We start from the raw sequence: 23,958 nt of genomic DNA on the forward strand, positions 1-23,958 counted from the left end.
CCACCACTTAAACGAAAAAGGATCCCCCCATGAGCAAGCCAACCTACAACCGCCTGAACAAAGACGACGCCGTAGTCCTGCTGGTCGACCACCAGACCGGTCTGATTTCCCTGGTGCAGGACTTCTCGCCGAACGAGTTCAAGAACAACGTGTTGGCGTTGGCCGACCTCGCCAAGTTCTTCAACCTGCCCACAATCCTGACCACCAGCTTCGAGCAGGGCCCCAACGGCCCGCTGGTTCCAGAGCTGAAAGAGATGTTCCCGGACGCGCCGTACATCGCCCGCCCCGGCCAGATCAACGCCTGGGACAACGAGGATTTCGTCAAGGCGATCAAGGCCACCGGCCGCAAGCAACTGATCATCGCCGGGGTGGTGACCGACGTTTGCGTGGCGTTCCCGACGCTGTCGGCGCTGGCTGAAGGTTTCGATGTGTTCGTGGTGACCGACGCTTCCGGCACCTTCAACACCACCGTGCAGCAGGCTGCCTGGAACCGCATGACCCAGGCCGGCGCACAGATGATGAACTGGTTCTCGGTGGCCTGTGAGCTGCACCGCGACTGGCGCAACGATATCGAAGGCTTGGGCAACCTGCTGTCGCAGCGGATCCCCAACTACCGCAACCTGATGAACAGCTACGCGGCGCTGACGGCCCGTTAATCCACCCGGAACCACAAGGCCCGCCTCCGAGCGGGCCTCTTGCTTTTTTGGCGGCCGGACAATCTCTCGGAATACCGGTCGTGATGATCCCAGAAAGGCTGTTCCTACAAGAGAATCGGCACTCTCCTGCATATCCCTTCTGCAAAATCCCGCCACGGTTAATCCGCCTTTAATCGACTTCGCGTTAATTCGCCGCAGTTGCGGCGAGTACCGGTCTTTATCGGGTGTTGAATACGCTCAAAGGTCATCTGCTGCGTGTAGACTGGCGAACCAGGGATCGACCATGCCCGGATGGCGCCAGGTGCGCCGAACGCAGGCAACCTCGGCCTGATGCAGCGGCTGTCAGCGCTGCCCTTCGGCTGATCCAATAACGAGTCACAAGGGAAACGGGATGAATGACGAAATGATGCGGTTGGGACGGGAAAAGCGCTTTCTCGTCCTGCTGGGGGTGATCTGCCTGGCCTTGATCGGCGGGGCGCTGTACATGCAGGTGGTGCTCGGCGAGGCGCCTTGCCCGCTGTGCATCCTGCAACGTTATGCCTTGCTGTTCATCGCGATCTTCGCTTTCATCGGCGCGGCCATGCCGACCCGGCGCAGTCTTTCGGTGCTGGAAGTGCTGGTGTGGCTGAGCGCGATCGGTGGCCTCGCCGTGGCCGGCCGGCATGTGTATATCCAGGCCTTTCCTCAGGTCAGTTGTGGCATCGATGTGCTGCAGCCGATCGTCGACGGCTTGCCGCTGGCCAAACTGTTCCCGCTGGGCTTCCAGGTCGACGGTTTCTGCGAAACGCCATACCCGCCGGTGCTCGGCCTGTCCTTGGCGCAATGGGCTCTGGTAGCCTTTGTGCTGACTGTGGTGCTGGTGCCGCTGGGGATCTACCGCAACCGTAAAAACGCTCGCTGAGCGGCCTCTCGGGCGCCCCGGTTCCGATGCCCGGAATCGGGGCGTTTTCGCATTTGCGCAGCGGTAAAAAAGGCCGTGATGGAAGGCAACAAAAGGCCTGAAAAAACTGCGACATATTGTCACGTCGCAGCGGTCGCAGGGAGCGTTTTCGACTCACCTGGGGCTCTGCAATCGACAACAATTCCCGGGAAAGTTCCCTCGGCCGTTTTTTCTCCCCAGGCCCCGCCGCCAGTACCTTCGACGCTCCCCAAGAGTCGCCGTGGGCCCCGTTTTACAGGGGCTGGACCGGCCTCGGCGGGTGCTTCAGGAAGGCTGGAAGAGCCAGTCAGGTTGTCCGGTAGAAGGGGGTGCCAGTGCTTCTTGTTGATAATGAAAAGCGATACGATTCTGTATCATTGCAAAATCGGTGAATGATTGTTGCGTCACTTGATAAAAAATATTTCAGGATGAGACATGGTTTATAAAACCCGACATATCTACAATCGCCCGCACTGAGTGTCCTGCGTCGTTCATTTTTTGAGCGAGCACAGGGGCCAAAAGGTGCCATGCGATCCCGGGTGCAGGCAACCTTCCAAGTATCCGCACCAAATGGAATTGGTCTGTAACAAGGCCTTTGACCGACGAAATCGAATAAGACTCACTGCCAGCTCCGGATGTGCCGATCTGCGATCAGCGCGAAGGGCAGGCCCTTATTCAATTGAAGAAAAATGCCAACCCTTGGCAGGGTGAAGTGTTGGCGATCAAAACCCAACTGCATTGCGCAAGCTGCTTTAGAGGTCGTGAGATGAGTAAAACTAGGTACCCCAGATTGCTAGGCTTATTGCCGCTGCTCGGCACGTTGTTGCTGGGAGGGTGCAACATGACCTTGCTTGACCCCAAAGGTCAGGTAGGCCTGGACGAACGTAACCTGATCATCACCGCCACGCTGCTGATGCTGTTGGTCGTGGTGCCGGTGATCTTTATGACCCTTGCCTTTGCATGGAAATATCGTGCATCGAACAAGGACGCCACCTACGCGCCGAAATGGAACCACTCGACCAAGATCGAAATCGTGGTCTGGGCTGTTCCGGCCATCATCATCCTGTTCCTGGGCATCGTGACCTACAAGTCGACCCACGCCCTGGACCCTTATCGTCCGCTGGAATCCGACGTCAAGCCGATCAACGTCGAAGTGGTTTCGCTGGACTGGAAGTGGCTGTTCATCTACCCGGACCAGGGTATCGCCACCGTCAACAAGCTGGTGTTCCCAGCCAACACCCCCGTCAACTTCCGGATCACCTCCGACTCCGTGATGAACTCGTTCTTCATCCCGGGCCTGGGTGGCCAGATCTACGCGATGGCTGGCATGCAGACCAAGCTGCACCTGATCTCCAACGAGAATCACGTGTACGAGGGCATCTCCGCCAACTACAGCGGTGCCGGCTTCACCGGTATGAAATTCAAAGCGATCGCAACCAGCCAGGCGGATTTCGATGCCTGGATTGCTGAGGTCAAGCAATCACCTAAAAAGCTTGAACAAGCCGAATACGCAGAACTTTCCAAGCCGAGCCAGGACAACCCGGTCGAGCTTTATTCTTCCGTTACGCCGAACCTGTTCCAGGTCATCGTCGACAAGTACGAAGGCATGAAACCAGGCAAGCCGGTCGAGCACGAGAAGAAGGAAGTGGCCGCAACGGAAGGTTCGCATTCAGCTGCCGGGGCAGAGGAGTAAACGATGTTTGGTAAATTAAGCTGGGACGCGGTCCCGTTCCACGAACCGATCGTCATGGTGACTCTCGCCATGATCGCGATCGGTGGCCTGGCGGTCTTCGCGGCCATCACCTACTTCAAGAAGTGGACCTACCTGTGGTCCGAGTGGCTGACTTCGGTCGACCACAAGAAAATCGGCGTGATGTACATCATCGTCGCCATGGTCATGCTGCTGCGCGGCTTCGCCGACGCGATCATGATGCGTTCCCAGTTGGCCATGGCCACCGAGGGTTCGCCTGGCTACCTGCCTCCCCATCACTATGACCAGATCTTCACCGCCCACGGTGTGATCATGATCATCTTCATGGCGATGCCATTCTTCACCGGCCTGATGAACATCGTCGTGCCGCTGCAGATCGGCGCGCGTGACGTTGCCTACCCGTTCCTGAACTCCCTGAGCTTCTGGCTGCTGGTGTCCGGCGTGGTGCTGATCAACCTGTCCCTGGGCGTTGGCGAATTCGCCAAGACCGGCTGGGTTGCCTATCCGCCGCTGTCGGGGCTGCAATACAGTCCGGGCGTGGGTGTGGACTACTACATCTGGGCGCTGCAGCTATCGGGTCTGGGTACGACGTTGACCGGGGTCAACTTCCTGGCCACCGTACTGAAGATGCGTACCCCTGGCATGAAACTGATGGACATGCCGATCTTCACCTGGACCTGCACCTGGGCCAACGTCCTGATCGTGGCTTCGTTCCCGATCCTGACCGCTACCCTGGCACTGCTGACCCTCGACCGTTATCTGGATTTCCACGTGTTCACCAATGAACTCGGCGGCAACCCGATGATGTACGTCAACCTGTTCTGGGCCTGGGGTCACCCCGAGGTTTACATCCTGATCCTGCCGGCTTTCGGTGTCTTCTCCGAAGTCATCTCGACCTTCTCCGGCAAGAAACTGTTCGGCCACCACTCGATGATCTACGCCAGTGGCGCGATCTCGGTGCTGGGCTTCATGGTTTGGCTGCACCACTTCTTCACCATGGGTTCGGGTGCCAACGTCAACGCCTTCTTCGGCCTGGCGACCATGCTGATCTCGATCCCGACCGGGGTGAAGCTGTTCAACTGGCTGTTCACCATCTACCGTGGTCGTCTGCGTTTCACCAGCCAGGTCCTGTGGACCCTGGGCTTCATGGTGACCTTCGCCATCGGTGGCATGACCGGCGTTCTGCTGGCCGTTCCAGGTGCCGACTTCGTGCTGCACAACAGCCTGTTCGTAATCGCGCACTTCCACAACGTGATCATCGGCGGTGCGGTATTCGGTTACATCGCCGGCTTCAGCTTCTGGTTCCCGAAAGCCTTCGGCTTCAAGCTGCATGAAGGTTGGGGCAAGGCTGCCTTCTGGTTCTGGATCACCGGCTTCTTCGTTGCGTTCATGCCGCTCTACGCTCTGGGCTTCATGGGCATGACCCGTCGCCTGAACGCCACCACCAACCCTGAGTGGGTACCGTACCTGTACGTTGCCTTCGTCGGTGCGATCCTGATCGCTTTCGGTATCGCTTCGCAACTGATCCAGATCTACGTCAGCGTGCGTGATCGCAAGCAGAACCTGGACGTGACCGGCGACCCATGGAACGGCCACACCCTGGAATGGTCGACCTCGTCGCCACCGCCGTTCTACAACTTCGCCGAACTGCCGAAAGCCGACGCTGTCGACGCGTTCACCGAAGCCAAGGAAAACGGTACCGCCTACAGCGTGCCCAAGCGTTACCAGCCGATCCACATGCCGAACAACACCGCGACCGGCCTGGTCATGGGTGCTCTGCTGACCGTCTTCGGTTTCGCGATGATCTGGCACATCTGGTGGATGGCGATCGCCAGCCTCGCAGGTACCGTGATCTATTTCATCATCCACGCAGCCCGTGATGATCAGGGCTACATGGTGCCGGTCGAGACCATCGAACGCATCGAAGCCGAACAGCACAAGGTGCTGGTCGCGGCCAAGGTGATTCCGGCCTCCCGTGTTGAAACCTCGTTGGAAAAGGCTTAAACCATGTCGAATGCAGTGACTCATGCTGGACACGCCCATGGTCATGACCATGGGCACGATGACCACCACCACGACTCGGGCGAGATGACCGTATTCGGTTTCTGGCTCTACCTGATGACCGACTGCATCCTGTTTGCGTCGATCTTCGCAGCGTACGCGGTGCTGGTTAACAACGTAGCGGGTGGCCCGTCGGGCCACGACATCTTCGAACTGCCATACGTGCTGGGCGAAACCGCCTGCCTGTTGCTCAGCTCGATCACCTACGGCTTCGCCATGCTGGCGTTGTTCAAGGGCAAGAAAGGCCAGGTACTGGGCTGGTTGGCGATCACCTTCCTGTTCGGCCTGGGCTTCATCGGCATGGAAATCAACGAATTCCACAAGCTGATCGAAGAAGGCTACGGTCCGAACCGCAGCGGCTTCCTGTCCGGTTTCTTCACCCTGGTGGGGACCCACGGTCTGCACGTCACCAGTGGCCTGATCTGGATGGCCGTGATGATGTACCAGGTCTGGAAAAACGGCCTGACGCCGACCAACACCACCCGCCTGAGCTGCCTGAGCCTGTTCTGGCACTTCCTGGACGTCGTGTGGATCTGCGTATTCACCGTTGTTTACCTGATGGGGACCCTGTAAATGGCTAATGCACACCATTCCAGTGATGCCAACCATGGCAGCGTGAAGTCCTACATGATCGGCTTTATCCTGTCGATCATCCTGACTGCCATCCCGTTCGGCCTGGTGATGTACCCGTCGCTGCCAAAAGCCGCGACCCTGTGGATCATCCTGATCTTCGCCGTGATCCAGGTGCTGGTGCACCTGGTGTACTTCCTGCACCTGGACCGTTCCGCCGCGCAGCGCAACAACGTGATCGCGTTCATTTTCGCGGCGCTGGTGATCGTCCTGCTGGTAGGTCTGTCGCTGTGGATCATGTTCACCATCCACGCCGTCATGATGGCGAAGTGAGGTAAACCCGATGTCGCTCAAGCACTTTATCCAAATCACCAAACCGGGGATCATTTTCGGTAACGTGCTTTCTGTGGCGGGTGGTTTCTTCCTGGCCTCCAAGGGGCATGTCGATCTGGCCATCTTCCTGGCGGCCATGATCGGCACTTCGCTGGTGGTAGCGTCCGGTTGCGTGTTCAACAACTGCATCGACCGTGACATCGACCTGAAGATGGAGCGCACCAAGAACCGCGTGCTGGTCCAGGGCCTCATCTCCCTGAAACTGGCACTGGTCTACGCGACCGTCCTCGGCGTTGCCGGCGTAGCCTTGCTGTACCGCGTCGCCAACCCGTTGGCGGCGCTGTTCGCAGTGATCGGCTTCGTCATCTATGTCGGTCTCTACAGCCTGTACTTCAAGCGCAAGTCGGTTCACGGCACGCTGATCGGCAGTCTGTCGGGGGCGATGCCACCGGTGATCGGTTACGTTGCGGTCAGCAACAGCTTCGACATGGCGGCATTGACGCTGCTGGTGATGTTCAGCCTGTGGCAGATGCCGCATTCCTACGCCATCGCGATCTTCCGCTTCAACGACTACCTGGCCGCATCGATTCCGGTGCTGCCGGTGAAGCGTGGGATCGTCGTGGCCAAGAAGCACATCCTGCTCTACATCCTGGCTTTCGTCGCCGCGACGCTGATGCTGACCTTCAGCGGCTATGCCGGCATGAGCTACCTCGCCGTGGCCGCGGCCATGGGCATGTACTGGTTGTACATGGCCTGGACCGGCTACAAGGCGGTGGATGACACGGTCTGGGCACGCAAGCTGTTCGTGTTCTCGATCTTCACCATTACCGCCCTGAGCGTGATGATGTCCCTGGATTTCAAAGTGCCGACCGAGTTGTTGCTGACTTATGCGCACTGAGTGACCCGCATGACGGAAAAGCCCCGCCTTCTCAGGAAGTGCGGGGCTTTTTTTTGCGACATGCCCGGCGATTCAGTCGCCGAGCAAGCGCAGGAAGCGTTCCCGCACACGTTCATCATCGCTGTGGGCGACATTGAACCGCAGGAAACTCGTCGCATCGTCGGCCACGCTCAGCAAGGTGCCCGGCGCCAGCACAATGTCATTTTCCAGCCCCTTGCGGGCCAGCACTTCGGCGTCGATACCGGCGGGCAGGCGGGTCCAGAGAAACAGCCCCTCTCCCGGGCAGGAGGAAACCGCGCAACCGGCTTCACCCAGCCACTGCGCCACCCGTGCGTTCGACTCGTAGAGGCGATCGACCAACCGTCGGGCGTGCTTGGTGTAGCTGCCGTCGCTGAGCATCCGGTAGGTCATCTGCTCGGCCAGCTCCGAGGTCACGCCACCGCTCATCATCTTCAGCGCGATCATGCGCGCCGCCAGTTCCGGTGTCAGCACGGCGTAACTGACCCGGCTGTTGGCGCTCAGCGTCTTGGTGAAGCCCGAGACATAGCTGATGTTTTCCAGCCCGCCGGCCGCGGCCAGGCGCGGTGTGCGCTTGTGCTGGATATCGCAGTACAGGTCGTCCTCGACGATATGGAAGCCGTACCGGTGACTCAACTCCAACAGGCGATAGACCTGGGCCGGGGAGAAGGAGTGCCCGGTCGGGTTGTGCAGCGTGGTGTTGGTCAGGTACAGCACCGGACGGTGCTGCTCGAGCAGTTGTTCCAGGTGGGTGAAATCCAGCCCCTCGCAACCGCGGGCGATGCTGACCACCCTGGCGCCATGCAGCGACAGGTTCGAGCGCAGGTTGAAATAGCAGGGATCGTCCAGCAGCACCGTATCGCCCGGTTTGATCAGCAGGCGCATCAGCATGTCGATGGCTTGCACCGTGTTGGCGGTGGTCACGATCTGCTCCACCGGAACTTCGATACCGAAGGTCGCCAGTTTGACTCGCAGGGCCTGGCGCAGCGGCACATAGCCGGCCGGCACGCCGGCCTCGCCCATGCGAAGGGTGGTCGAGCGCAGGGTACCGCGGGCGGCCTTGAGCAGTTCTTCGCCCGGCAGCCAGGAGGAGGGCAGGAAACCGCAGCCCGGACGCAGGGCGCCGTTGTCCAGCAGCAGGGCGCGCCGTACCACGCTGAGGGTGTCCTGTGGCAGCAGGTCACGGCCGACGCCGGCATGGGCGGCCGCGCTCAGGCGCGTGACATAGTGCCCCGAGCCCTGCCGGGAGGCGACCAGCCCCTTGGCCCGCAAGCGGTCCAGGGCTTCGACGACGGTCGACTTGCCTACGCCCATCAGCTCGGACAGTTCACGGATCGGTGGCAGCTTGGCGCCGTGTTGCAGGGCGCCCTGGCTGATGGCTGAGGTGAAGCGTTCGACGATCTGCTGTACCAGCGGGGCTCCACGCTCGAACTCGATGGCAGCGATCACGGCTCTCTGCGCCTGCATTTTACTGGTCATCCGAGCAATAAAGTTCGGAGGATTCTAGTCCAACTTGCTCTGATCAAGAAGACCTCCGCTCTCTAGTATCGACCCCATCATCCAGTGCGTCGTTCTGATTGAAGAGGTTCTCCATGAGTGTTGAAACAACTGCCGGGATTGCCAAGCCGGCCGTTAACGTCCGTTTGTTCATCATTCGGATCATTACCGCGGTGTCGCTGTTCGCGGTACTGGGCAAGGCCAACGTCTGGCTCGACACCGCCACCAACAGTATCCTGGCGCTGGGCTATCGCGCGTTGCTGCTGCTGTTGCCGTTGACCCTGCTGCTGCTCGGCCGGCGCTCCCTCGGCGTCACCCTGCTGTGCGCCGGAGCGGGGTTGATCCTGCTGGCCTTGACCCGCAACCAGGGCATCGTCATGTTCGGCGCGGCCCTGTTCGCCTACGGGATCGCCATCGCCGGCTACCTGATCAAGAGCGAGGCGGCGCAGACCAAGGAAGGCGCGGCGTACAACCGCGTGGCCATGAACATGGGCAGCCTGATCGCCGGCCTGATCCTGCTGTCGCCGCAGTTGACCCCCACCCTGTTCTTTCTCGGCGCCGCCGGTTTCGTCCTGATGTGCCTGCCGGTCGCCATGGGCGCGAGCCTGCAGCTCCCGGTCATTTCCACCCCGGCGAAGAGCCAGGGCGGAGCCGGCTGGCTTGGCAAGCTGCCATGGGTGATCGCCGGGATCATCATGGGCATCAAGCTGTTCGGCGTGTTTTCGATCCTGCCCCAGGCGATCCTGCGGGAAACCGGCGAGTTACCCTCCTGGTATGGCCTGATGCTGATCCTCAACAGTGCCGTGGTGGTGTTCCTGCAGGTGCCGGTGATGCGTGTCATCGAGGCCACCGGCCGGTTCAAGGTGTTTACCGTGATCGGCATCATCTTCGCCGGCTTCCTCGTGCTTTCCTCGCCAGCGCTGTTCCATGTGCAGACCCTGGTCGGCGCGTTCATCTGGGTCACCCTGCTGTCCATCGCCGAGTGTGCGTTCAGCTACCTGGACTACTTCTCCGTGAAGCAGAACAGCATGTTCGCCAAGGAAGTCTCCCTGGGCGTCGGTGCCGGCGTGACCGTGCTGCTGATGCGGGCCCTGCCCGATCCCTACAACGCCTACGTGCTGGGGTTGATCGGTGCCCTGGGGATCCTGGCCTGGTACGGCCTCAACCGTAAACTCAACGCACCGCTGCATGACTGAGTTCGCAAGGGAGATCCGAGATGAGTGCAAAACCCTGTGTGATCGTGGTCGGCTATAACGGCAACCGCGTACGTGACATCGCCAAGCTGCGCCAGCTGTGCCAGTCGCTGTATCAGGCCAAGCTGATTCTGCTGGTGGAAAAGGTCCAGTTGGAAGACTACGAAGTGGCGGACTATGTCTGGACCACATCGCTGGCCGCCGAGCACCTGGATTCGGCCCTGAATGCAGTGTGTGGCTGCCTGGAGCTCGAACAGTGGAACCTGATCGGTGTCCTGCCGTTTTCCGATCGTGGGGTCCTGCTCGGTGCCGCCCTGGCCACGCGCCACGGCTTGCCGGGGATTACCCCCGACGAGGCCCGTGCCGGGCTGGACAAGGAAATCTTCCGCCAGCTGGAAGCTGCCGCGCCCAGCTCACCGGCGAGTTATCAGCCGGTGTTTTCCTGCCGCGTCGAGCGACTGGAGGAGTTGCTTCAGCGCGTGCAGGCCCTGGGCGGCAAGGCCTTCATCAAGCCCGCCTGCGAGGGGGCCAGCCGCGGTTGCCGGGTCATTCACTCGCTGGACGAATGTGCGCCGGCCTGGGCGGCGCTGGAGCCTTATCGCTCGGGGGGATCATCGTCGAGGAGTTGGTGGAGGAGGCCCGCGAGTACAGTTGGGACTGCGTGGCGGGGCGTTCCTGGATCACCGAGAAGACCACCACCGAAGGTGCCTATCGTGCCGAGATCCAGCAGGTGGTCCCGGCGCCGCTGAGTGGCGACGCCCTGCTGGCCATCGCTGCCGCCGGCGAACATATGCGCCAACTGGTGTCGCCCCGCAATGGGGCTTACCACAACGAGGTGTTTTTCAAGGGCAATGGCCTGACCTCGGCCGTGGAAACCAACATGCGCCCCGGTGGCATGCACATCTGGGACCTGGCGCGTAAAGCCTTCGCCGCGTACAACCCCTGGGAAAGCTGGGTGCGCTGGGCGGTGGAAGGGCGGATGGAGGAGCGGCAGCCGACTGCGCAGGGCTATTGCGGCATCCGGCTGCTGAGTGCTCCGGCCCATGGTTCCCTGCACTATCTGCCGGATATCCGCGAGCTGGCGGCCGAGCTCGGTATCGAGGTGATCGAGGCGGTGTACAGCAAGGGCGTGGGCGAGCGCGTTTCGGCCCTGGTGACCGACAACACCTCGTTCATCGGTCACGTCATTCTCTTCAACAGCGACTATTCCACGCTCAGCGAGCAACTGCTGCGGCTGGTCAGGGCCATCGAGTCGGCGATCGTGGTGTCACCGCTGGAGGTGGAATCTTCCGTTCGCCTTGAAGAGGCCCTGTCGTGAACCCCGCTGCCTCATGGCCTGAATCTTCTATCCCGGAGCTGGCCCAGCCACAGAAGGAAGTGATGTCGATGTCGTGTGATGAACGTTTTATCGCCATTGCCCAGGAACTGGGTTATGACATCTATGGTGAAAATACCGCTGGAGGGCACTACTCGCCAGCCTTGCGGCTGCATGACCAGGTGTTCGTCAGCGGGCTCGTGCCGATGATGAGCGGCAAGGTGATCCTCCCCGGTCGTGTCGGCGTCAACCTGACCCTGCAGGAGGCGCAGAAAGCTGCCGGCATCAGCGCCATGCGCGGGCTGGCATTGATTCTGCAAACCATTGGTTCGCTGGATCGCATAAAGTCCCTTGCGCGGGTGACGGTCTACGTCAAGTCGACGGAAGAGTTCCCCGATCTCAGTGAGGTCGCCAACGGTGCCTCGGATGTATTCCATCGGGTACTGGGGGATGCCGGCCGGCATACCCGGACGACGGTGGGGGTGTACCAACTGCCGAAGAATGCCGCGATCGAAGTCGATATCATTGCCGCGGTTAACGAAGGGGCTTTGCGCCAGCTATAAAATCAATGTCTGCGCGATGGGAACGTCTCGCCGCAAAAATGGAATGACACATGGACACCTTCAAGGGCAGCTTTTTCACCTATCAGGATTTTCGCGACAGCCTGCAGGGCGAGTCACCTCGACCGCAGGTGTGGAAGGGCACGGACCTGGCCAGCCTGCAACGCGAGATGCAACCAAGTGATACCGACATTGTCGCCCTGTCGAGCGAGTCGAGTATCGGCGGTTGCGAGATCCTGCCGGGCACCGTGATCTCGATGCAATGGCTGAACCCCGGCACCACCTTGAACCAGCATGCCCACACCTGGTGGCACCTGTTCATCATCCAGTCGGGCCAGGGCCAGCTGACCCTCGGCGATGCCCAGCCCGTGCCGATCGGCGGCGGTGACGTGATCGTCGTGCCGGCGTGGAACGCCCATGGATTCATCAACGGTTCCACGCAGGAGCCGTTGGTCATGCTCAATATCAGCAACATGCCGCAGGTGGCGGCGCTGTCGAACTTTGCCGATCAGAACGGCCGGATCGGCAAGACCGGGTAGGTAACCCTCTCCACCATTTTCCTTCATCGTTCTCCCAGGCAGGGAGCCAGCGTTCGCTGGCTCCCTGCCTGCGTTTGTGCCTGCCTTTTTCGTCGCTCGGCAGGCTGCCGGCGGTGTCCCCCTTCTCCCGGTCACTCTCTTGCATCGATATCTGCAAGCATTCTGTCATCCTGCGGTCATCTGTATCGATACAAACTGGCATTTTCTGTATCTATCGAAGCGTCATTCAGTTATTTACGATCCATTTCGTAGGCAGTGTCTCTGAGTTAATTCGAGTGATGGGCAATCAGCTGTACACCTGTACGCTGCCCGCTCGCCTGCCTGACGGTTTTTTCGGTCGAGCAATTCGGCTGAAAGTTCACATGTATATGGAAATGGAAGGGAATATCCTGTGGCTGAACAAAAATTAACTCTTCATGTCGGCGCCGATTTTGTCAGTGCTTTTGCCTTGTCGGCTTTTGTTGCACTGAAAGAAAAGGAACTTGCGTTTGATATCGTTACTGTCGATCTCAAGAAACGCGATAATTATCTGCCGGCCTATCGTGACCTGTCGCTGACCTGCAAGGTGCCGACCCTGGTGCACAACGGTTTCGCCCTGACCGAGTCGTCGGCCATCGCCGAGTATCTCGACGAGGCGTTTGCCGGCGCCGGCCATAAACAGGTTCTGCCCCGTGGTCTGCAGGAACGTGCCCGGGCCCGTCAACTGCAGGCCTGGCTGCGCAGCGACCTGCTGGTGATCCGCCAGGAGCGGCCGGCGGACCTGATCTATTTCGGCAAGCGCGATCAGCCCCTTTCCGACGCGGCAAAGGCCGCCGTAGAGCGCCTGTACCGGGTAGCAAGTACCTTCCTGGGCGACAGCGACGGCCATCTGTTCGGCGACTGGAGCATTGCCGATACCGACCTGGCGATCATGCTCAATCGCCTGCTGGCCAATGGTGACGAGATGCCCGAGCAACTGGCGGCCTATGTCCGTCGGCAATGGAGTCGCGCCAGTGTCCAGGCCTGGATCGGGCAGGAGCGCGTGGCGCCGTTGCCAGCGAACTGAACACGACCTGATCGATCCGTTGGGGACAATGATCGATCTTGCTCAATGCCGTGAAGATCCCAATAGGCACGAAGTTGCTGGCAGTGGCCAAAGACCTCTAATCAATAAAAACAAGTTGCCGCGTCATATGGCGCCAAGGGCAATGGGATTTGTTTTGTCTGTGATGGCTGGAGATATATCCGGCAAATCTGTCTGGTTCAAATTGATACATAGCTGAACTCATAACAGAATCTTCAGGAGCGCTGTCATGCAGGGACTGTCCGAACCGCAAAAGTATAAACCTTATAATTCAAGAACTATTCGCGATACGGTGTATTGGCAAAGACTGACTCCAGAATTGCAGGAAGCAATGACGGTCGTCTCCAAGGTCATGCCATTTCGCACCAACGATTATGTGCTCAGCACCCTGATCGACTGGAACAACATTCCGGATGATCCGATTTTCCGCATGACCTTTCCTCATCGCGACATGCTTCATCCCCATGAGTACGAGGCGCTCAAGGCCCTGATCGACGGTGATGACAGCGCGGCGGTCAAGCGCCAGGTGGAACAGGTGTGGCAGCGGATGAACCCGCATCCGGCAGGGCAACTGACCCACAACACCGTGACCCTGGACGGCAAGCCGTTGTCGGGTATCCAGCACAAGTATCGGGAAACCGTACTGTTCTTCCCCGGTGCCGGCCAGACCTGCCACGCCTACTGCACCTTCTGTTTCCGCTGGGCGCAGTTCATCGGCGAGGACGAACTCAAGTTCAACGCCCGCGAATCCCAGGAACTGGCGGCGTACCTGCGGGTGCATACCGAGGTGACGGACGTGCTGATCACCGGTGGTGACCCGCTGATCATGAACACCCGTTCCCTGGCCGAGTACATCGAGCCGCTGCTGGCACCGGACATGGCGCACATCAGAAGTATCCGACTGGGCACCAAGTCGGTGGCCTACTGGCCGCAGCGCTTTGTCACGGACAAGGATGCCGACGCGCTGATCGACCTGTTCAAGCGGGTGGTGGCCAGTGGCAAGAACCTGTCGGTGATGGGTCACTACAACCATCCGGTGGAGATCCGGCAGGACATGGCCCGTCAGGCCATCCAGCGGATCCGTTCGTCCGGAGCGACTCTGCGGATCCAGGCACCGCTGATTCGCCACATCAACGAAGACCCGGCCGACTGGGCGGCACTGTGGACCGAGGGGGTTCGCCTGGGCGCCATTCCCTACTACTTCTTCGTCGAGCGGGATACCGGCCCCAGCCACTACTTCGCGATGCCGCTGTATCGCGCCTTCGAGATCTACCAGTCGGCCTATCGCACGGTCTCCGGTCTGGCGCGCACGGTACGCGGGCCGTCGATGAGCACCTTCTACGGCAAGGTGGTGATCAACGGGATCGAGACCGTCGCGGGTGAGAAAGTCTTCGTCCTGCAGTTTCTCCAGGCCCGCAACCCGCAGTGGGTATTGCGCACCTTCTACGCCAAGTTCGACCCGCAGGCGACCTGGTTCGACGAACTGGTCCCGGCCTTCGGCGAAGAGTTCTTCTTCTTCCAGAACGACAGTGCCGCGCCACCGAAACTGATTCCCGTCGCGCTGGAAGCCGTTTGATCCCAAACCTATTCGATGGAATGAACACCATGATCTATCTGAATCCGCACACTGCCCGCCAGGTCTGTGCACAGGCGGTCAAGCGCCGTGGCGTGTCGACGGAGCACGCCAACTGGTTCGCCAATGCCCTGGTGGACACTTCGCTGATGGGTGTCGACACCCACGGCCTGCGCCTGTTCCCGCTGTACCTGCGGGAGCTGGACGAAGGCCGCAGCCATGCGATCCCGAACATCCAGGTGCAACGACGCAATGGTAACGTGATCATTCTCGATGCCGACCAGGCGCTGGGCACCGTGGCCGGCATGTATGCCGCCAAGCTGGCCGTGCAGGAGGCCCGCAGCAGTGGCATCGCCGCGGTGGGCGTCGGCAATTCCAACCACTTCGGCGCGGCGTCGGTCTACGGGCTGGAGATCGCCAACAGCGGCATGATCGGTATCGTCACCACCAGCGCTGCCGCGCGCATGGCACCGTTCAAGGGCAAGCAGCCAATGTTCGGTACCAACCCGATCTGCTTCACCGCACCGGCGGACGGACAACCGTTCGTGCTCGACATGGCAACCAGCCAGATCTCCTATTCCCAGGTCAAGCACTACCGCAAGCTCGGTCTGTCGCTGCCGCTGGGATGGGCGCTGGACAAGGACGGCAATGACACCGCCGAGCCCGATGAAGTGGTCTCTCTGTCGCCCCTGGGCGGCTACAAGGGTCAGGGCCTGGCGATGATGGTGCAGGTGCTCAGTTGCCTGCTGACCGGCATGCCACTGGATCACCAGCTGGATCATCTGGATACCGGCTCCTTCAGCAAGGGACGTCAGATCGGTCACTTCATGATCGCCCTGGATATCTCCGCCTTCACTGACCTGCGCAGCTTCCAGGCCAGCCTTGCCGGCTTGATGGAAACCATCCGCTCGACTCCGGCCCAGGCCGGCGAGCGTGTTCACGTGGCCGGTGATCCCCAGGCCCACACCCGGCGCAATCGTCTGATTGCCGGGATCCCTGCCTCCCAGGAGGAGGCGAGCGCATTGATGGCCGAGGCTCGGCTGTGTGGGCTGGAAGTGACCAGCGTCCTGATGAACACCGCGGAGGTGACGGTATGAGTGGCCCGGCAGCGATTCCTTTCGATCAACGCGATGGCTATATCTGGCTCGACGGCGAGTTCGTCGAGTGGAAGGCCGCGAAGATCCATGTGCTCACCCATGGGCTGCACTACGCCAGTACGGTCTACGAGGGCGAGCGCGTCTATGGCGGCAAGATTTTCCAGCTGCGGGCGCACTCCGAGCGCTTGTATCGCTCCGCGCAATTGATGGACTTCACCATTCCCTATGATCTGCAGACGCTGGAGGAGGCCAGTCATGCCCTGCTCGAACGCAACGGCGTGACCGATGGCTACCTGCGTCCGGTGGCCTGGCGCGGCAGTGAAATGATCTCGACGTCGGCCCGTTTCAACCGCGTGCACCTGGCGATTGCCTGCTGGCAGTGGCCGAGTTACTTCGACCCGGCGGCACGCATGGCCGGGATCAGGCTCAAGACGGCGCTCTGGCGGCGTCCGCCACCGAGCAGCAGCCCGTTCGAGGCCAAGGCCTCGGGGCAGTACATGATCGCGACCCTGAGCAAGCACGATGCCGAGAACAGCGGCTACCACGACGCGTTGATGCTCGACTGGCGCGGGCATGTGGCCGAGGCCACCAGTGCGAATATCTTCTTCGTCAGGGGGCTGCAACTGCATACCCCGGTGCCGGACTGCTTCCTCAACGGCATCACCCGCCAGACGGTGATCCGCCTGGCACGTGAACTGGACTACGAAGTGATCGAGCGCACGCTGTTGCCACAGGAACTGGGTGACTTCGAGGAGTGCTTCCTGACCGGAACCGCCGCCGAGATCACTCCGGTACGCAGCATCGACGAGCATCAGTACCAGCCCGGGCAGGCCTGTCGCGACCTGATCGCCGCCTACTCCGCCGCCGTCATCGCCTGATTCAGAAAAGGACTTTCGCCATGTTGGAAGAAATCGCTGCAAGCGTGGTTCCGCAACGCGCCTTGAGCCATCACCACCGTGAACTCGCCGAGCAGGGCTGGACCCTGCTGCAGCCCGAGGAACTGAGTGCCGATCTGTACGAGACGCTGGCACCGTTCGGCCGGGTGATCCCGCAGTTCAATGGCCTGTACACCTTCGAGGTGACCCTGAAGCCGGGCTTCGACGACCTGCCGTACTCCCAGAGCATGAACGGCATCGGTCCGCATACCGAAGCGCCGGTCTACGATCCGCCGCCGCGCTACCTGGTACTGCACTGTCACCACCAGGCGACCTGTGGTGGCGGGCATACGCAACTGGCCGATGGCCTGGCGTTTCTCAAGACGCTGCCCGCCGACCTGAAGGACTGGATCGAGCGCAACCCGGTGGCCTTCAACGCCACCGCCAAGCCCGGGGAGACGACCCGGCGGGTGCTCGAAGAGTACATCTTCAGGGAAAACGCCGAGGGCGACATCTTTCGCTTCAGCTACAACCAGTTCCATTACGGCGACGTGAATCCGTCCCGCGACGATCTGAGCGCTCCCGAGGGCCGCAACAGTGGTACGCCTCTGGGTCGAATCGCCGCATTGGGCGAGCAGTTCTTCCTGGAGCACTGCACGCCGTTGCTGATTCCCGATGGTTGCGTGCTGATCTGGGACAACTGGCGCCTGATGCATGCGCGCAGCCAGTACCGCGATCCCAAGCGGCACCTGACCCGCTACTGGCTCGCCTGAGCCCGGCAGCCCCCGCGATTTCCCTTTTTTCCCGCGCACGGACCCCGTGCGCGTTCTACAGGTATCACGTCATGCAACAAGCCATCGTCATCGCCAAGGTCGACCACAAGCTGGTCGTGCAACTCAACAAGGCCTGGACCAGGCGCGCAACGGTCTGCGCCGGCGACAAGTTTCCGCTGACCGAGGAGTTCGACCCGAGCAAGCCGGATTATCCGATTGCCATGGTCCCGTTCTACCATCATCCCAAATTCCAGGCGCTGGACGAGGAACTCAAAAGTGCCGTCCTGACCTGGGGCTGGATCGGCTACAACCTGCGTACCGTCACGGCCGAGGAGTGCGTGGTCAACCCGGCCCTGAGCGTCATCGCCAACCAGTATCTGGGCAAGGATGACTGGCACTTTCGCGAAGCCATGCAGCAGACCCTGATCGACGAGCACTATCACACCCTGATGCACCTGCGGGCGATTCAGCGCAGCAAGGCCGATCGCAAGCTGGAACGGGATCTGGACCTGCCACCCTCGGTGACCTACCTGCGTTTGCAGGCCCTGTGCGCGCAACTGCCCCATGCCTGGCAGCGGGACCTGGCCGCGATCACCTTTGCGGTGGTCGCCGAGATCAGCGTCAATGCCTACCTGGACATGCTGGCCGATGACCAGAGCATCCAGCCGCAGAACCGCCGTGTCGCCGAGTTGCACAACCGTGACGAGTACGCCCACAGCAAGGTGCTGGCCGAAGTGGCGAAGGTGATGTACGAGCACATGGACGCCGAGAAGCGCCGTTTCTTCGTGCAGACACTGCCGCAGGCGCTGCACGCGTTCGTCGCCCAGGACTATTCGATGTGGGAGGCGATCCTGACGCAGCTCGGCGTGGCCGATGTCGACGTCATCATCGGCGACACCCGCGAAGCCAGCCGTGGCAGCGCGATCATGCGCGACTACAGCGGCCTGTATCGTCTGGCCGAGGACCTGGGGATCACCGCGCAGATGAACTTCGATTTCAGTTCGACCGTCAAGGCGGCGCCTGCCGCGCAACCGGCCTGAGGAGGGTGCCCGCATGTCGAATCCAGCGCTGTCTCCGGTCTATGAGGTGTTTGCCATTCGTGTCGGGGCGAACTCCCAGCGTACCGCCAGGGAGAACTTTCTCTACGATGCCTGCTGCGGCGATCCCAATGCGCCGATGCCGCTCGACTATTACTTCTGGGTGATTCGCAACGATCGGCACGTGGTGGTCGTGGACACCTGTTTCCAGCCGGCCACGGCGGATCGTCGCAACCGCGAGATGTACCGTTTGCCGCAGGAGTCGCTGCAGCGGTTGGGAATCGATCCGGCCGAGGTCGAGACCCTGATCCTGACGCACCTGCATTGGGACCATGCCGGCAACCTGGGCCTGTTTCCCAAGGCCACCATCCACTTGCAGGAGGAGGAACTGCGGTTCTGCACCGGGCCGAAGATGAGCCATCGGGCGATCAGCAAGACCTACGAGGTGGATGACGTGATGTCGGCGATCCCGCCACTGTTCGAAGGGCGCCTGCGCCTGCACCACGGCACCGCGGAGATCGTTCCGGGGGTAACGATTCACGCGGTGGGCGGGCACACGCCGGGCAGCCAGGTGGTCCGTGTGCCGACCCGGCGTGGGTGGGTGGTGCTGGCCTCGGATTCGGCGCATCTGTGGGCCAATATCCGCCTGCGCAGCCCGTTCCCGATTCTCGATGACATGGCCCAGACCCTCGAGGCCTTTGCCACCATCGACTCGTTGGTGGATGGCGAGGATCACGTCATTCCGGGGCATGATCCGCAGGTGGCCCAGCGTTTCCCGCGCTGGCAGGGCGACCCGCACATCATCTGCCTGCACGAGCATCCGCTGGATCGGGTGTAGCGATCAGGGGGAAGCTCCATCGGCAGGCTTCCCCCTGCATCGGCGTTTCAGCCCTGGCGCGCAATCAATCGCCCGAGGGTCTGCACCGCGTTTTCGATACGTGGCGAGTAGGGCGTTCCACAACCGATGCGGATGAAGTGATCGAAGCTGCGCGAGTTGGAAAAGATCATCCCTGGCGAGATGTAGATACCTTGCCGCAACGCCTGGTGAAACAGCTCCAGCGATGAATGCCCCCGGGGCAGTTCCACCCAGAGTAGGGTTCCGCCCTTGGGACTGGTGATGCGCGTACCTTCCGGAAAGTGCTGCAGGATCGCGGCGCTCATCTGCTTTCTCTGTTCCGTCAGCTGCCCGCGCAGCCTGCGCAGGTAGCGCTCGTAGGACGGTGTCTTCATGAAGGCGTCGACCGCCAGTTGCGGCAGCATTTCGCAGTTGCGCGACTGGGTGTGCTTGAGCATTTCGACCCGGTCGTGCCATTTCCCCGCAGCGATCCAGCCCAGCCGCAGGCCCGGGGCGAGCGTCTTGTTCAGGGAGGCGCAGTAGATCAGGTTGCCGTGGCGGTCCCAGCTTTTCAGGGCGGATAGCGGCTGTTCGGTATCGGCCAGATCCGAGTAGGTGTCATCCTCGATCAGTACCGTGTCGTAGTCCGCGCACAGTTGCACCAGCAGCGCCTTGTGCGCATCGGGCATCACACTGCCCAGGGGATTGTGCAGGTTGGGGATGACGATCAGCGCCTTGATCCGCTCCGGGCCCTGGAGCAGCTGCTCGAGGGCGAACAGGTTGATGCCGGTCTTGGGCTGGGTCGGCACTTCCAGCACCCGCAGATTCAGGCTTTCGAGAATCTGCAGCAGGCCATAGAAGGTCGGTGACTCCACCGCCACGATGTCTCCCGGTTGAGTCACGGCGCGCAAGGCCAGGTTGATGGCCTCGGTGGCCCCGTTGGTGATGACGATCTTGTCGGCGGTGATGCTAATCTTCGAACCCAGCGCCCGCCGGGCCAGCAGATCGCGCAGCGGGCGCGCCCCACTGGCCGGCGAGGGGCTGCCGATCAGGTGCGGGTCCTGGCGCAAGGCCTTGACCATGTGATCCTGGAGCGTTTTCAGCGGATAGATCTGGGCGCCACAGTAGGCACTGGCGAGATTGACCTGGATCGAGGCCTGCTGGCTGGCCTTGACTACGGCGGAGACCTGCTCGTGGATACCGACGTAATGACTGGTATCCAGTGGCAGTATCGCTTCGTTGGCGGTCGAGATCGCCAGGGGCTTGGCGGGTTGGCGGATGAAGTTGCCGGAACGTGGGCGTGCCTCCAGCACGCCGTAGTCCTCCAATTGACGACAGACCTGGACGGCGGTGGAGAGGCTGATGGCATGTTTTTCCATCATCAGGCGAATGGATGGAAAACGTTCACCGGTCTTGAGTGTTCCGTTCTGGATCGCGTTGAGGTAGTGATTGGCGAGTTGGCGATAGAGGGGAGGCGAGTTCATATTGACCATCGAAATCGCATCACTGAAGTCGTGACTGTAAAGCGAATGACGTATTGCAGGCGGACCCGTGATGCTTGAGGGTGGGAGGGAGGTTCTTGGCACATAACCGTCGGGCATCCCCTGTCCATGGAGCGGCCCTCCTGTCAGGTATGCAGGGAGTCTCTGCTGGATTGCAGGGTGTTGCGCTCTCCAGGGTCTTTGCAAGTTCGCTGGCTATCCGGTGCGACGGTCTGCCTGTGCGCTGTTGAGCGCTTGCGGGGACGAGTGGCGATCGGCGGAAGCTTGCGGGGCCGGCGTGGGCTCGGTCGAGGTATGGCGAAAGGCTTACATGGGGACACCGAGATCTCCTCTGTCGGAGCTTGCTGCGGGGGCTTATTCTTTACCCACTGCTGCTACGCAAGGATGTGTACAGCGTCATGGAAGACAGACCCCAGGCCAGGATGGCCGACGACAGGAGTCGTGATGGTCGGCAAAGAACCCGCTTCGGCGGGTTTTTTGTGTCCGCTGGAAAAGTGAGGGTTCCTGTCCCGCTGTGCGAATTCTCCCTGATTGATTCTGGCCGCTCCTGTGCGAGCGGTACGGGTCCCTCTTTATTTAAAAGCCCCTTCAAGTTGTCGTATGACTTGCCGATAGCCTGCCAATCGTCGGCAGTCATGCCTGCGCTATTTCACTTCGCATCCTCCCCGGAAAAGGCCGCCGTCATGCTTCTTCGCCAAATGAATATCGCGCCGCGCGCAGCGCTCGGATTTGCCCTGATCGCGGTCCTCGTGGCCTTCCTCGGACTGTTTGCCCTGGAGAAGATGTCGAGTATCCGCGACAGTGAAGTGGCGGTGGAAACCCAATGGCTGCCGAGCATTCGCGGGGGTGACGAGATTCGCGAGCTCATGTTGCGCATCCGCACGATCTCCCTGCGCATGGCCCTGGACCCGGATCCGAAAAACGTCGCCACGTACCGCTCGCAGATGGACACACGCGACAGGGAACTGAGCGAAAAGATCGTCGCCTACGACAAGCTGGTGACCACACCGGAATCCCGTGAGTTGTATGACCAGTTCAAGTCGAGCTTCGCCACCTACCGTTCCGGTATCGCCCAATCGTTCACCCTGGCCGAACGGGGGCGACGCGATGAACTGATCAAGCTGTTGCTGGTGGACATGAAGACCGTGGTCGATGGTTCCGGCAAGCAGCTCAACGACCTGGCCGGCCTGTTCAGCAAGCGGGTCGAGGCCGAGAGCGTGAAGTCCGAGGCGCACTACAGCAATTCGCGGACCGTCGTCATCCTGTTCATCGTACTGGCGGCCCTGGCCACCGTGGCCCTGGCGATGCTGCTCACCCGCAGTATCGTCAAGCCGCTGGGCGAGGCGCTGAATGCCGCGCAGCATGTCGCCCGTGGCGACCTGAGCCAGAACATCGAGGCCCGTGGCAACGACGAGGTGACTCAACTGCTCGAGGCGCTGGCGACCATGCAGCAGACGCTGCGCAATACCCTGCAGGGTATCAGCGGCTCGTCGGTGCAACTGGCGACCGCCGCGGACGAACTGAACGCGGTAACGCTTGGCAGCACCCGTGACCTGCAGCAGCAGAACAACGAAATCGAACAGGCGGCCACCGCCGTCAATGAAATGACCGCCGCGGTGGAAGAGGTGGCGCGCAATGCGGTGTCCACTTCCGAAGCCACGCGCGAGTCCAGCGAATCGGCCCGGTTGGGGCAGGAGCGTGTCAGCGAAACCGCCGAGGCGATCAACGCCCTGGCCGGCGAGGTGGAGCAGACCGGCGAACTGGTGCAGTCACTGGCTGTTCAGTCCCAGGACATCGGCAAGGTGCTCGATGTGATTCGGGCGATTGCCGAGCAGACCAACCTGCTGGCCCTCAACGCGGCCATCGAGGCGGCCCGGGCCGGTGAGAGCGGGCGCGGTTTTGCGGTAGTGGCCGACGAGGTCCGCGCCCTGGCCTACCGCACGCAGCAATCGACCCAGGAAATCGAGCAGATGGTGCAGGGCATGCGCAGCAGCTCGACCCAGGCCCTGGACTCGATGCAGGCCAGTTCCCGGCGTGCCGCCAGTACCCTGGTGCTGGCCGAGCGCGCGGGCGATGCCTTGAAGACCATCACCGCCTCGGTGAGCCAGATCCATGAGCGCAACCTGGTGATCGCCAGCGCCGCCGAGGAGCAGGCCCAGGTGGCCCGCGAGGTCGACCGCAACCTGGTGAATATCCGCGACCTGTCGTTGCGCTCGGCGGCCGGTGCCGACCAGACCAGCGCTTCCAGCCATGAGCTGGCGCAACTGGCCAACTCACTGCGCGCGATGGTCGGGCAGTTTCGCCTCTGAGCGGCCCGACTTGCGTCGGGCCCGATGACGACGGAGCAGGGCGATACCGGCCATCAACAGCACCACGCCGATGGCGATGGGCAGGCGATAGGGCTTGAGGTTGCCGAACAACTCTTCGAGGAACTCGCCGGCCCAATAGCCACCCGAGGCGAACAGGGTGGCCCAGACCACCGCCCCGAACAGGTTGATCACACTGAAGCGCAGCGGCGACAGGCCGCTGGCGCCGATCACCAGCGGGCCGACCAGGCGCATGCCGTAGAGAAAACGTACGGAAAACACCGATGCCAGCGGGTAGCGCACGATCAGTCCGCTCACCCGTTCGATCGCCGCCTGCTGGCGGTGCAGGCGCGGCAGCAGGCGGGCACCGAAGAAGCGGCCGGCCCAGAACAGCAACTGGTCGCCGAGCATGCCGCCGAGGCTGGCCCAGAAGATTACCGTCCACAGTTGCAGGACCTGCTGATGCGCCGCCACCCCGCCGAGAATCAGGATGGTTTCGCCCTCCAGCAGGCAGCCGATGAAGATGGCCCAGTAGCCATAGGTGGCGAGCAGGTAGTTGAAGTCGATGTGTTCGAACATGAGTGTGGGTCGATCCGTCTATCGGTCCGTGGGCGGTTTTGCCTGCGC

Annotated in this window: 21 protein-coding genes and 1 pseudogene; 19 read left to right on the forward strand and 3 right to left on the reverse strand. The window is 61.3% G+C overall.

Annotated elements, in window-relative coordinates; all coding sequences use genetic code 11:
* The first annotated feature begins 29 nt into the window (after positions 1-29).
* The 7 genes from ycaC to cyoE all read left to right on the forward strand — a co-directional run bounded on the left by ycaC (position 30) and on the right by cyoE (position 7,148).
* Positions 30-656 (forward strand): isochorismate family cysteine hydrolase YcaC, encoded by a 627-nt coding sequence (gene ycaC, locus ACZ5KU_RS05100; RefSeq protein WP_054061924.1) that lies wholly within the window; start codon positions 30-32, stop codon positions 654-656.
* Between the two features lie 391 nt (positions 657-1,047).
* Positions 1,048-1,557: a disulfide bond formation protein B gene (locus tag ACZ5KU_RS05105; protein ID WP_054060162.1), complete on the forward strand. Its 510-nt coding sequence runs from the start codon at positions 1,048-1,050 to the stop codon at positions 1,555-1,557.
* A gap of 784 nt (positions 1,558-2,341) precedes the next feature.
* On the forward strand, positions 2,342-3,268 hold the full coding sequence (gene cyoA, locus ACZ5KU_RS05110) for a ubiquinol oxidase subunit II (protein WP_054060161.1): 927 nt from the start codon (positions 2,342-2,344) through the stop codon (positions 3,266-3,268).
* Between the two features lie 3 nt (positions 3,269-3,271).
* Positions 3,272-5,290, forward strand: a complete 2,019-nt coding sequence (gene cyoB / locus ACZ5KU_RS05115) for a cytochrome o ubiquinol oxidase subunit I (protein WP_054060160.1) — start codon at positions 3,272-3,274, stop codon at positions 5,288-5,290.
* Positions 5,291-5,293: 3 nt separating this feature from the next.
* Positions 5,294-5,920, forward strand: coding sequence for a cytochrome o ubiquinol oxidase subunit III (locus ACZ5KU_RS05120; RefSeq protein WP_054060159.1), 627 nt, complete (start codon positions 5,294-5,296; stop codon positions 5,918-5,920).
* A complete protein-coding gene (gene cyoD, locus ACZ5KU_RS05125) occupies positions 5,921-6,250 on the forward strand; it encodes a cytochrome o ubiquinol oxidase subunit IV (protein WP_017904871.1) in 330 nt (109 codons plus the stop codon).
* A 10-nt stretch (positions 6,251-6,260) separates the two neighbouring features.
* Complete coding sequence (cyoE, locus tag ACZ5KU_RS05130) at positions 6,261-7,148, forward strand: heme o synthase (RefSeq protein WP_054060158.1); 888 nt, start codon at positions 6,261-6,263, stop codon at positions 7,146-7,148.
* A 72-nt stretch (positions 7,149-7,220) separates the two neighbouring features.
* On the opposite strand, the gene ACZ5KU_RS05135 is transcribed toward cyoE, so the two are convergent.
* On the reverse strand, positions 7,221-8,633 hold the full coding sequence (locus ACZ5KU_RS05135; protein ID WP_054060157.1) for an aminotransferase-like domain-containing protein: 1,413 nt from the start codon (positions 8,631-8,633) through the stop codon (positions 7,221-7,223).
* Between the two features lie 125 nt (positions 8,634-8,758).
* Between ACZ5KU_RS05135 and ACZ5KU_RS05140 the strand changes: the two genes are divergently transcribed.
* From ACZ5KU_RS05140 to ACZ5KU_RS05190, 11 genes and pseudogenes are all read left to right on the forward strand, one after another.
* Positions 8,759-9,859 carry a hypothetical protein gene (locus tag ACZ5KU_RS05140; RefSeq protein WP_054060156.1) on the forward strand — a complete coding sequence of 367 codons (1,101 nt, stop codon included), beginning with the start codon at positions 8,759-8,761 and terminating at the stop codon, positions 9,857-9,859.
* Positions 9,860-9,879: 20 nt separating this feature from the next.
* A pseudogene (locus ACZ5KU_RS05145) lies at positions 9,880-11,174 on the forward strand (ATP-grasp domain-containing protein).
* Between the two features lie 68 nt (positions 11,175-11,242).
* Positions 11,243-11,734, forward strand: coding sequence for a RidA family protein (locus ACZ5KU_RS05150; protein ID WP_054060154.1), 492 nt, complete (start codon positions 11,243-11,245; stop codon positions 11,732-11,734).
* 50 nt (positions 11,735-11,784) lie between these two features.
* Positions 11,785-12,270, forward strand: a complete 486-nt coding sequence (locus ACZ5KU_RS05155) for a cupin domain-containing protein (protein WP_054060153.1) — start codon at positions 11,785-11,787, stop codon at positions 12,268-12,270.
* A gap of 391 nt (positions 12,271-12,661) precedes the next feature.
* Complete coding sequence (gene yfcF, locus ACZ5KU_RS05160; RefSeq protein ID WP_081009784.1) at positions 12,662-13,315, forward strand: glutathione transferase; 654 nt, start codon at positions 12,662-12,664, stop codon at positions 13,313-13,315.
* Between the two features lie 247 nt (positions 13,316-13,562).
* Entirely contained in the window at positions 13,563-14,909 is a 1,347-nt protein-coding gene (locus ACZ5KU_RS05165; protein WP_054060151.1) for a KamA family radical SAM protein, read from the forward strand.
* A gap of 29 nt (positions 14,910-14,938) precedes the next feature.
* Complete coding sequence (locus tag ACZ5KU_RS05170; protein WP_239688068.1) at positions 14,939-16,003, forward strand: Ldh family oxidoreductase; 1,065 nt, start codon at positions 14,939-14,941, stop codon at positions 16,001-16,003.
* The gene (locus ACZ5KU_RS05175; RefSeq protein ID WP_464736894.1) at positions 16,000-16,881 is read left to right on the forward strand and encodes a branched-chain amino acid aminotransferase; all 882 of its coding nucleotides are present in this window, start codon (positions 16,000-16,002) and stop codon (positions 16,879-16,881) included. Before ACZ5KU_RS05170 ends, ACZ5KU_RS05175 begins: the two co-directional genes overlap by 4 nt.
* A gap of 20 nt (positions 16,882-16,901) precedes the next feature.
* Positions 16,902-17,651 (forward strand): TauD/TfdA family dioxygenase, encoded by a 750-nt coding sequence (locus tag ACZ5KU_RS05180; protein ID WP_054060148.1) that lies wholly within the window; start codon positions 16,902-16,904, stop codon positions 17,649-17,651.
* Positions 17,652-17,722: 71 nt separating this feature from the next.
* Positions 17,723-18,691, forward strand: coding sequence for a diiron oxygenase (locus ACZ5KU_RS05185; RefSeq protein ID WP_054060147.1), 969 nt, complete (start codon positions 17,723-17,725; stop codon positions 18,689-18,691).
* 13 nt (positions 18,692-18,704) lie between these two features.
* On the forward strand, positions 18,705-19,526 hold the full coding sequence (locus ACZ5KU_RS05190; protein WP_054060146.1) for an N-acyl homoserine lactonase family protein: 822 nt from the start codon (positions 18,705-18,707) through the stop codon (positions 19,524-19,526).
* Positions 19,527-19,573: 47 nt separating this feature from the next.
* On the opposite strand, the gene ACZ5KU_RS05195 is transcribed toward ACZ5KU_RS05190, so the two are convergent.
* On the reverse strand, positions 19,574-21,007 hold the full coding sequence (locus tag ACZ5KU_RS05195; RefSeq protein WP_054060166.1) for an aminotransferase-like domain-containing protein: 1,434 nt from the start codon (positions 21,005-21,007) through the stop codon (positions 19,574-19,576).
* Positions 21,008-21,708: 701 nt separating this feature from the next.
* On the opposite strand from ACZ5KU_RS05195, the gene ACZ5KU_RS05200 reads away from it, so the two are divergent.
* Complete coding sequence (locus tag ACZ5KU_RS05200) at positions 21,709-23,334, forward strand: HAMP domain-containing methyl-accepting chemotaxis protein (protein ID WP_464736895.1); 1,626 nt, start codon at positions 21,709-21,711, stop codon at positions 23,332-23,334.
* Here ACZ5KU_RS05200 and ACZ5KU_RS05205 read toward each other — a convergent pair.
* Positions 23,299-23,910, reverse strand: coding sequence for a DedA family protein (locus ACZ5KU_RS05205; RefSeq protein ID WP_273825511.1), 612 nt, complete (start codon positions 23,908-23,910; stop codon positions 23,299-23,301). The genes ACZ5KU_RS05200 and ACZ5KU_RS05205 overlap by 36 nt on opposite strands.
* Positions 23,911-23,958: the final 48 nt, after the last annotated feature.

Source organism: Pseudomonas sp. Tof1, assembly GCF_055390395.1.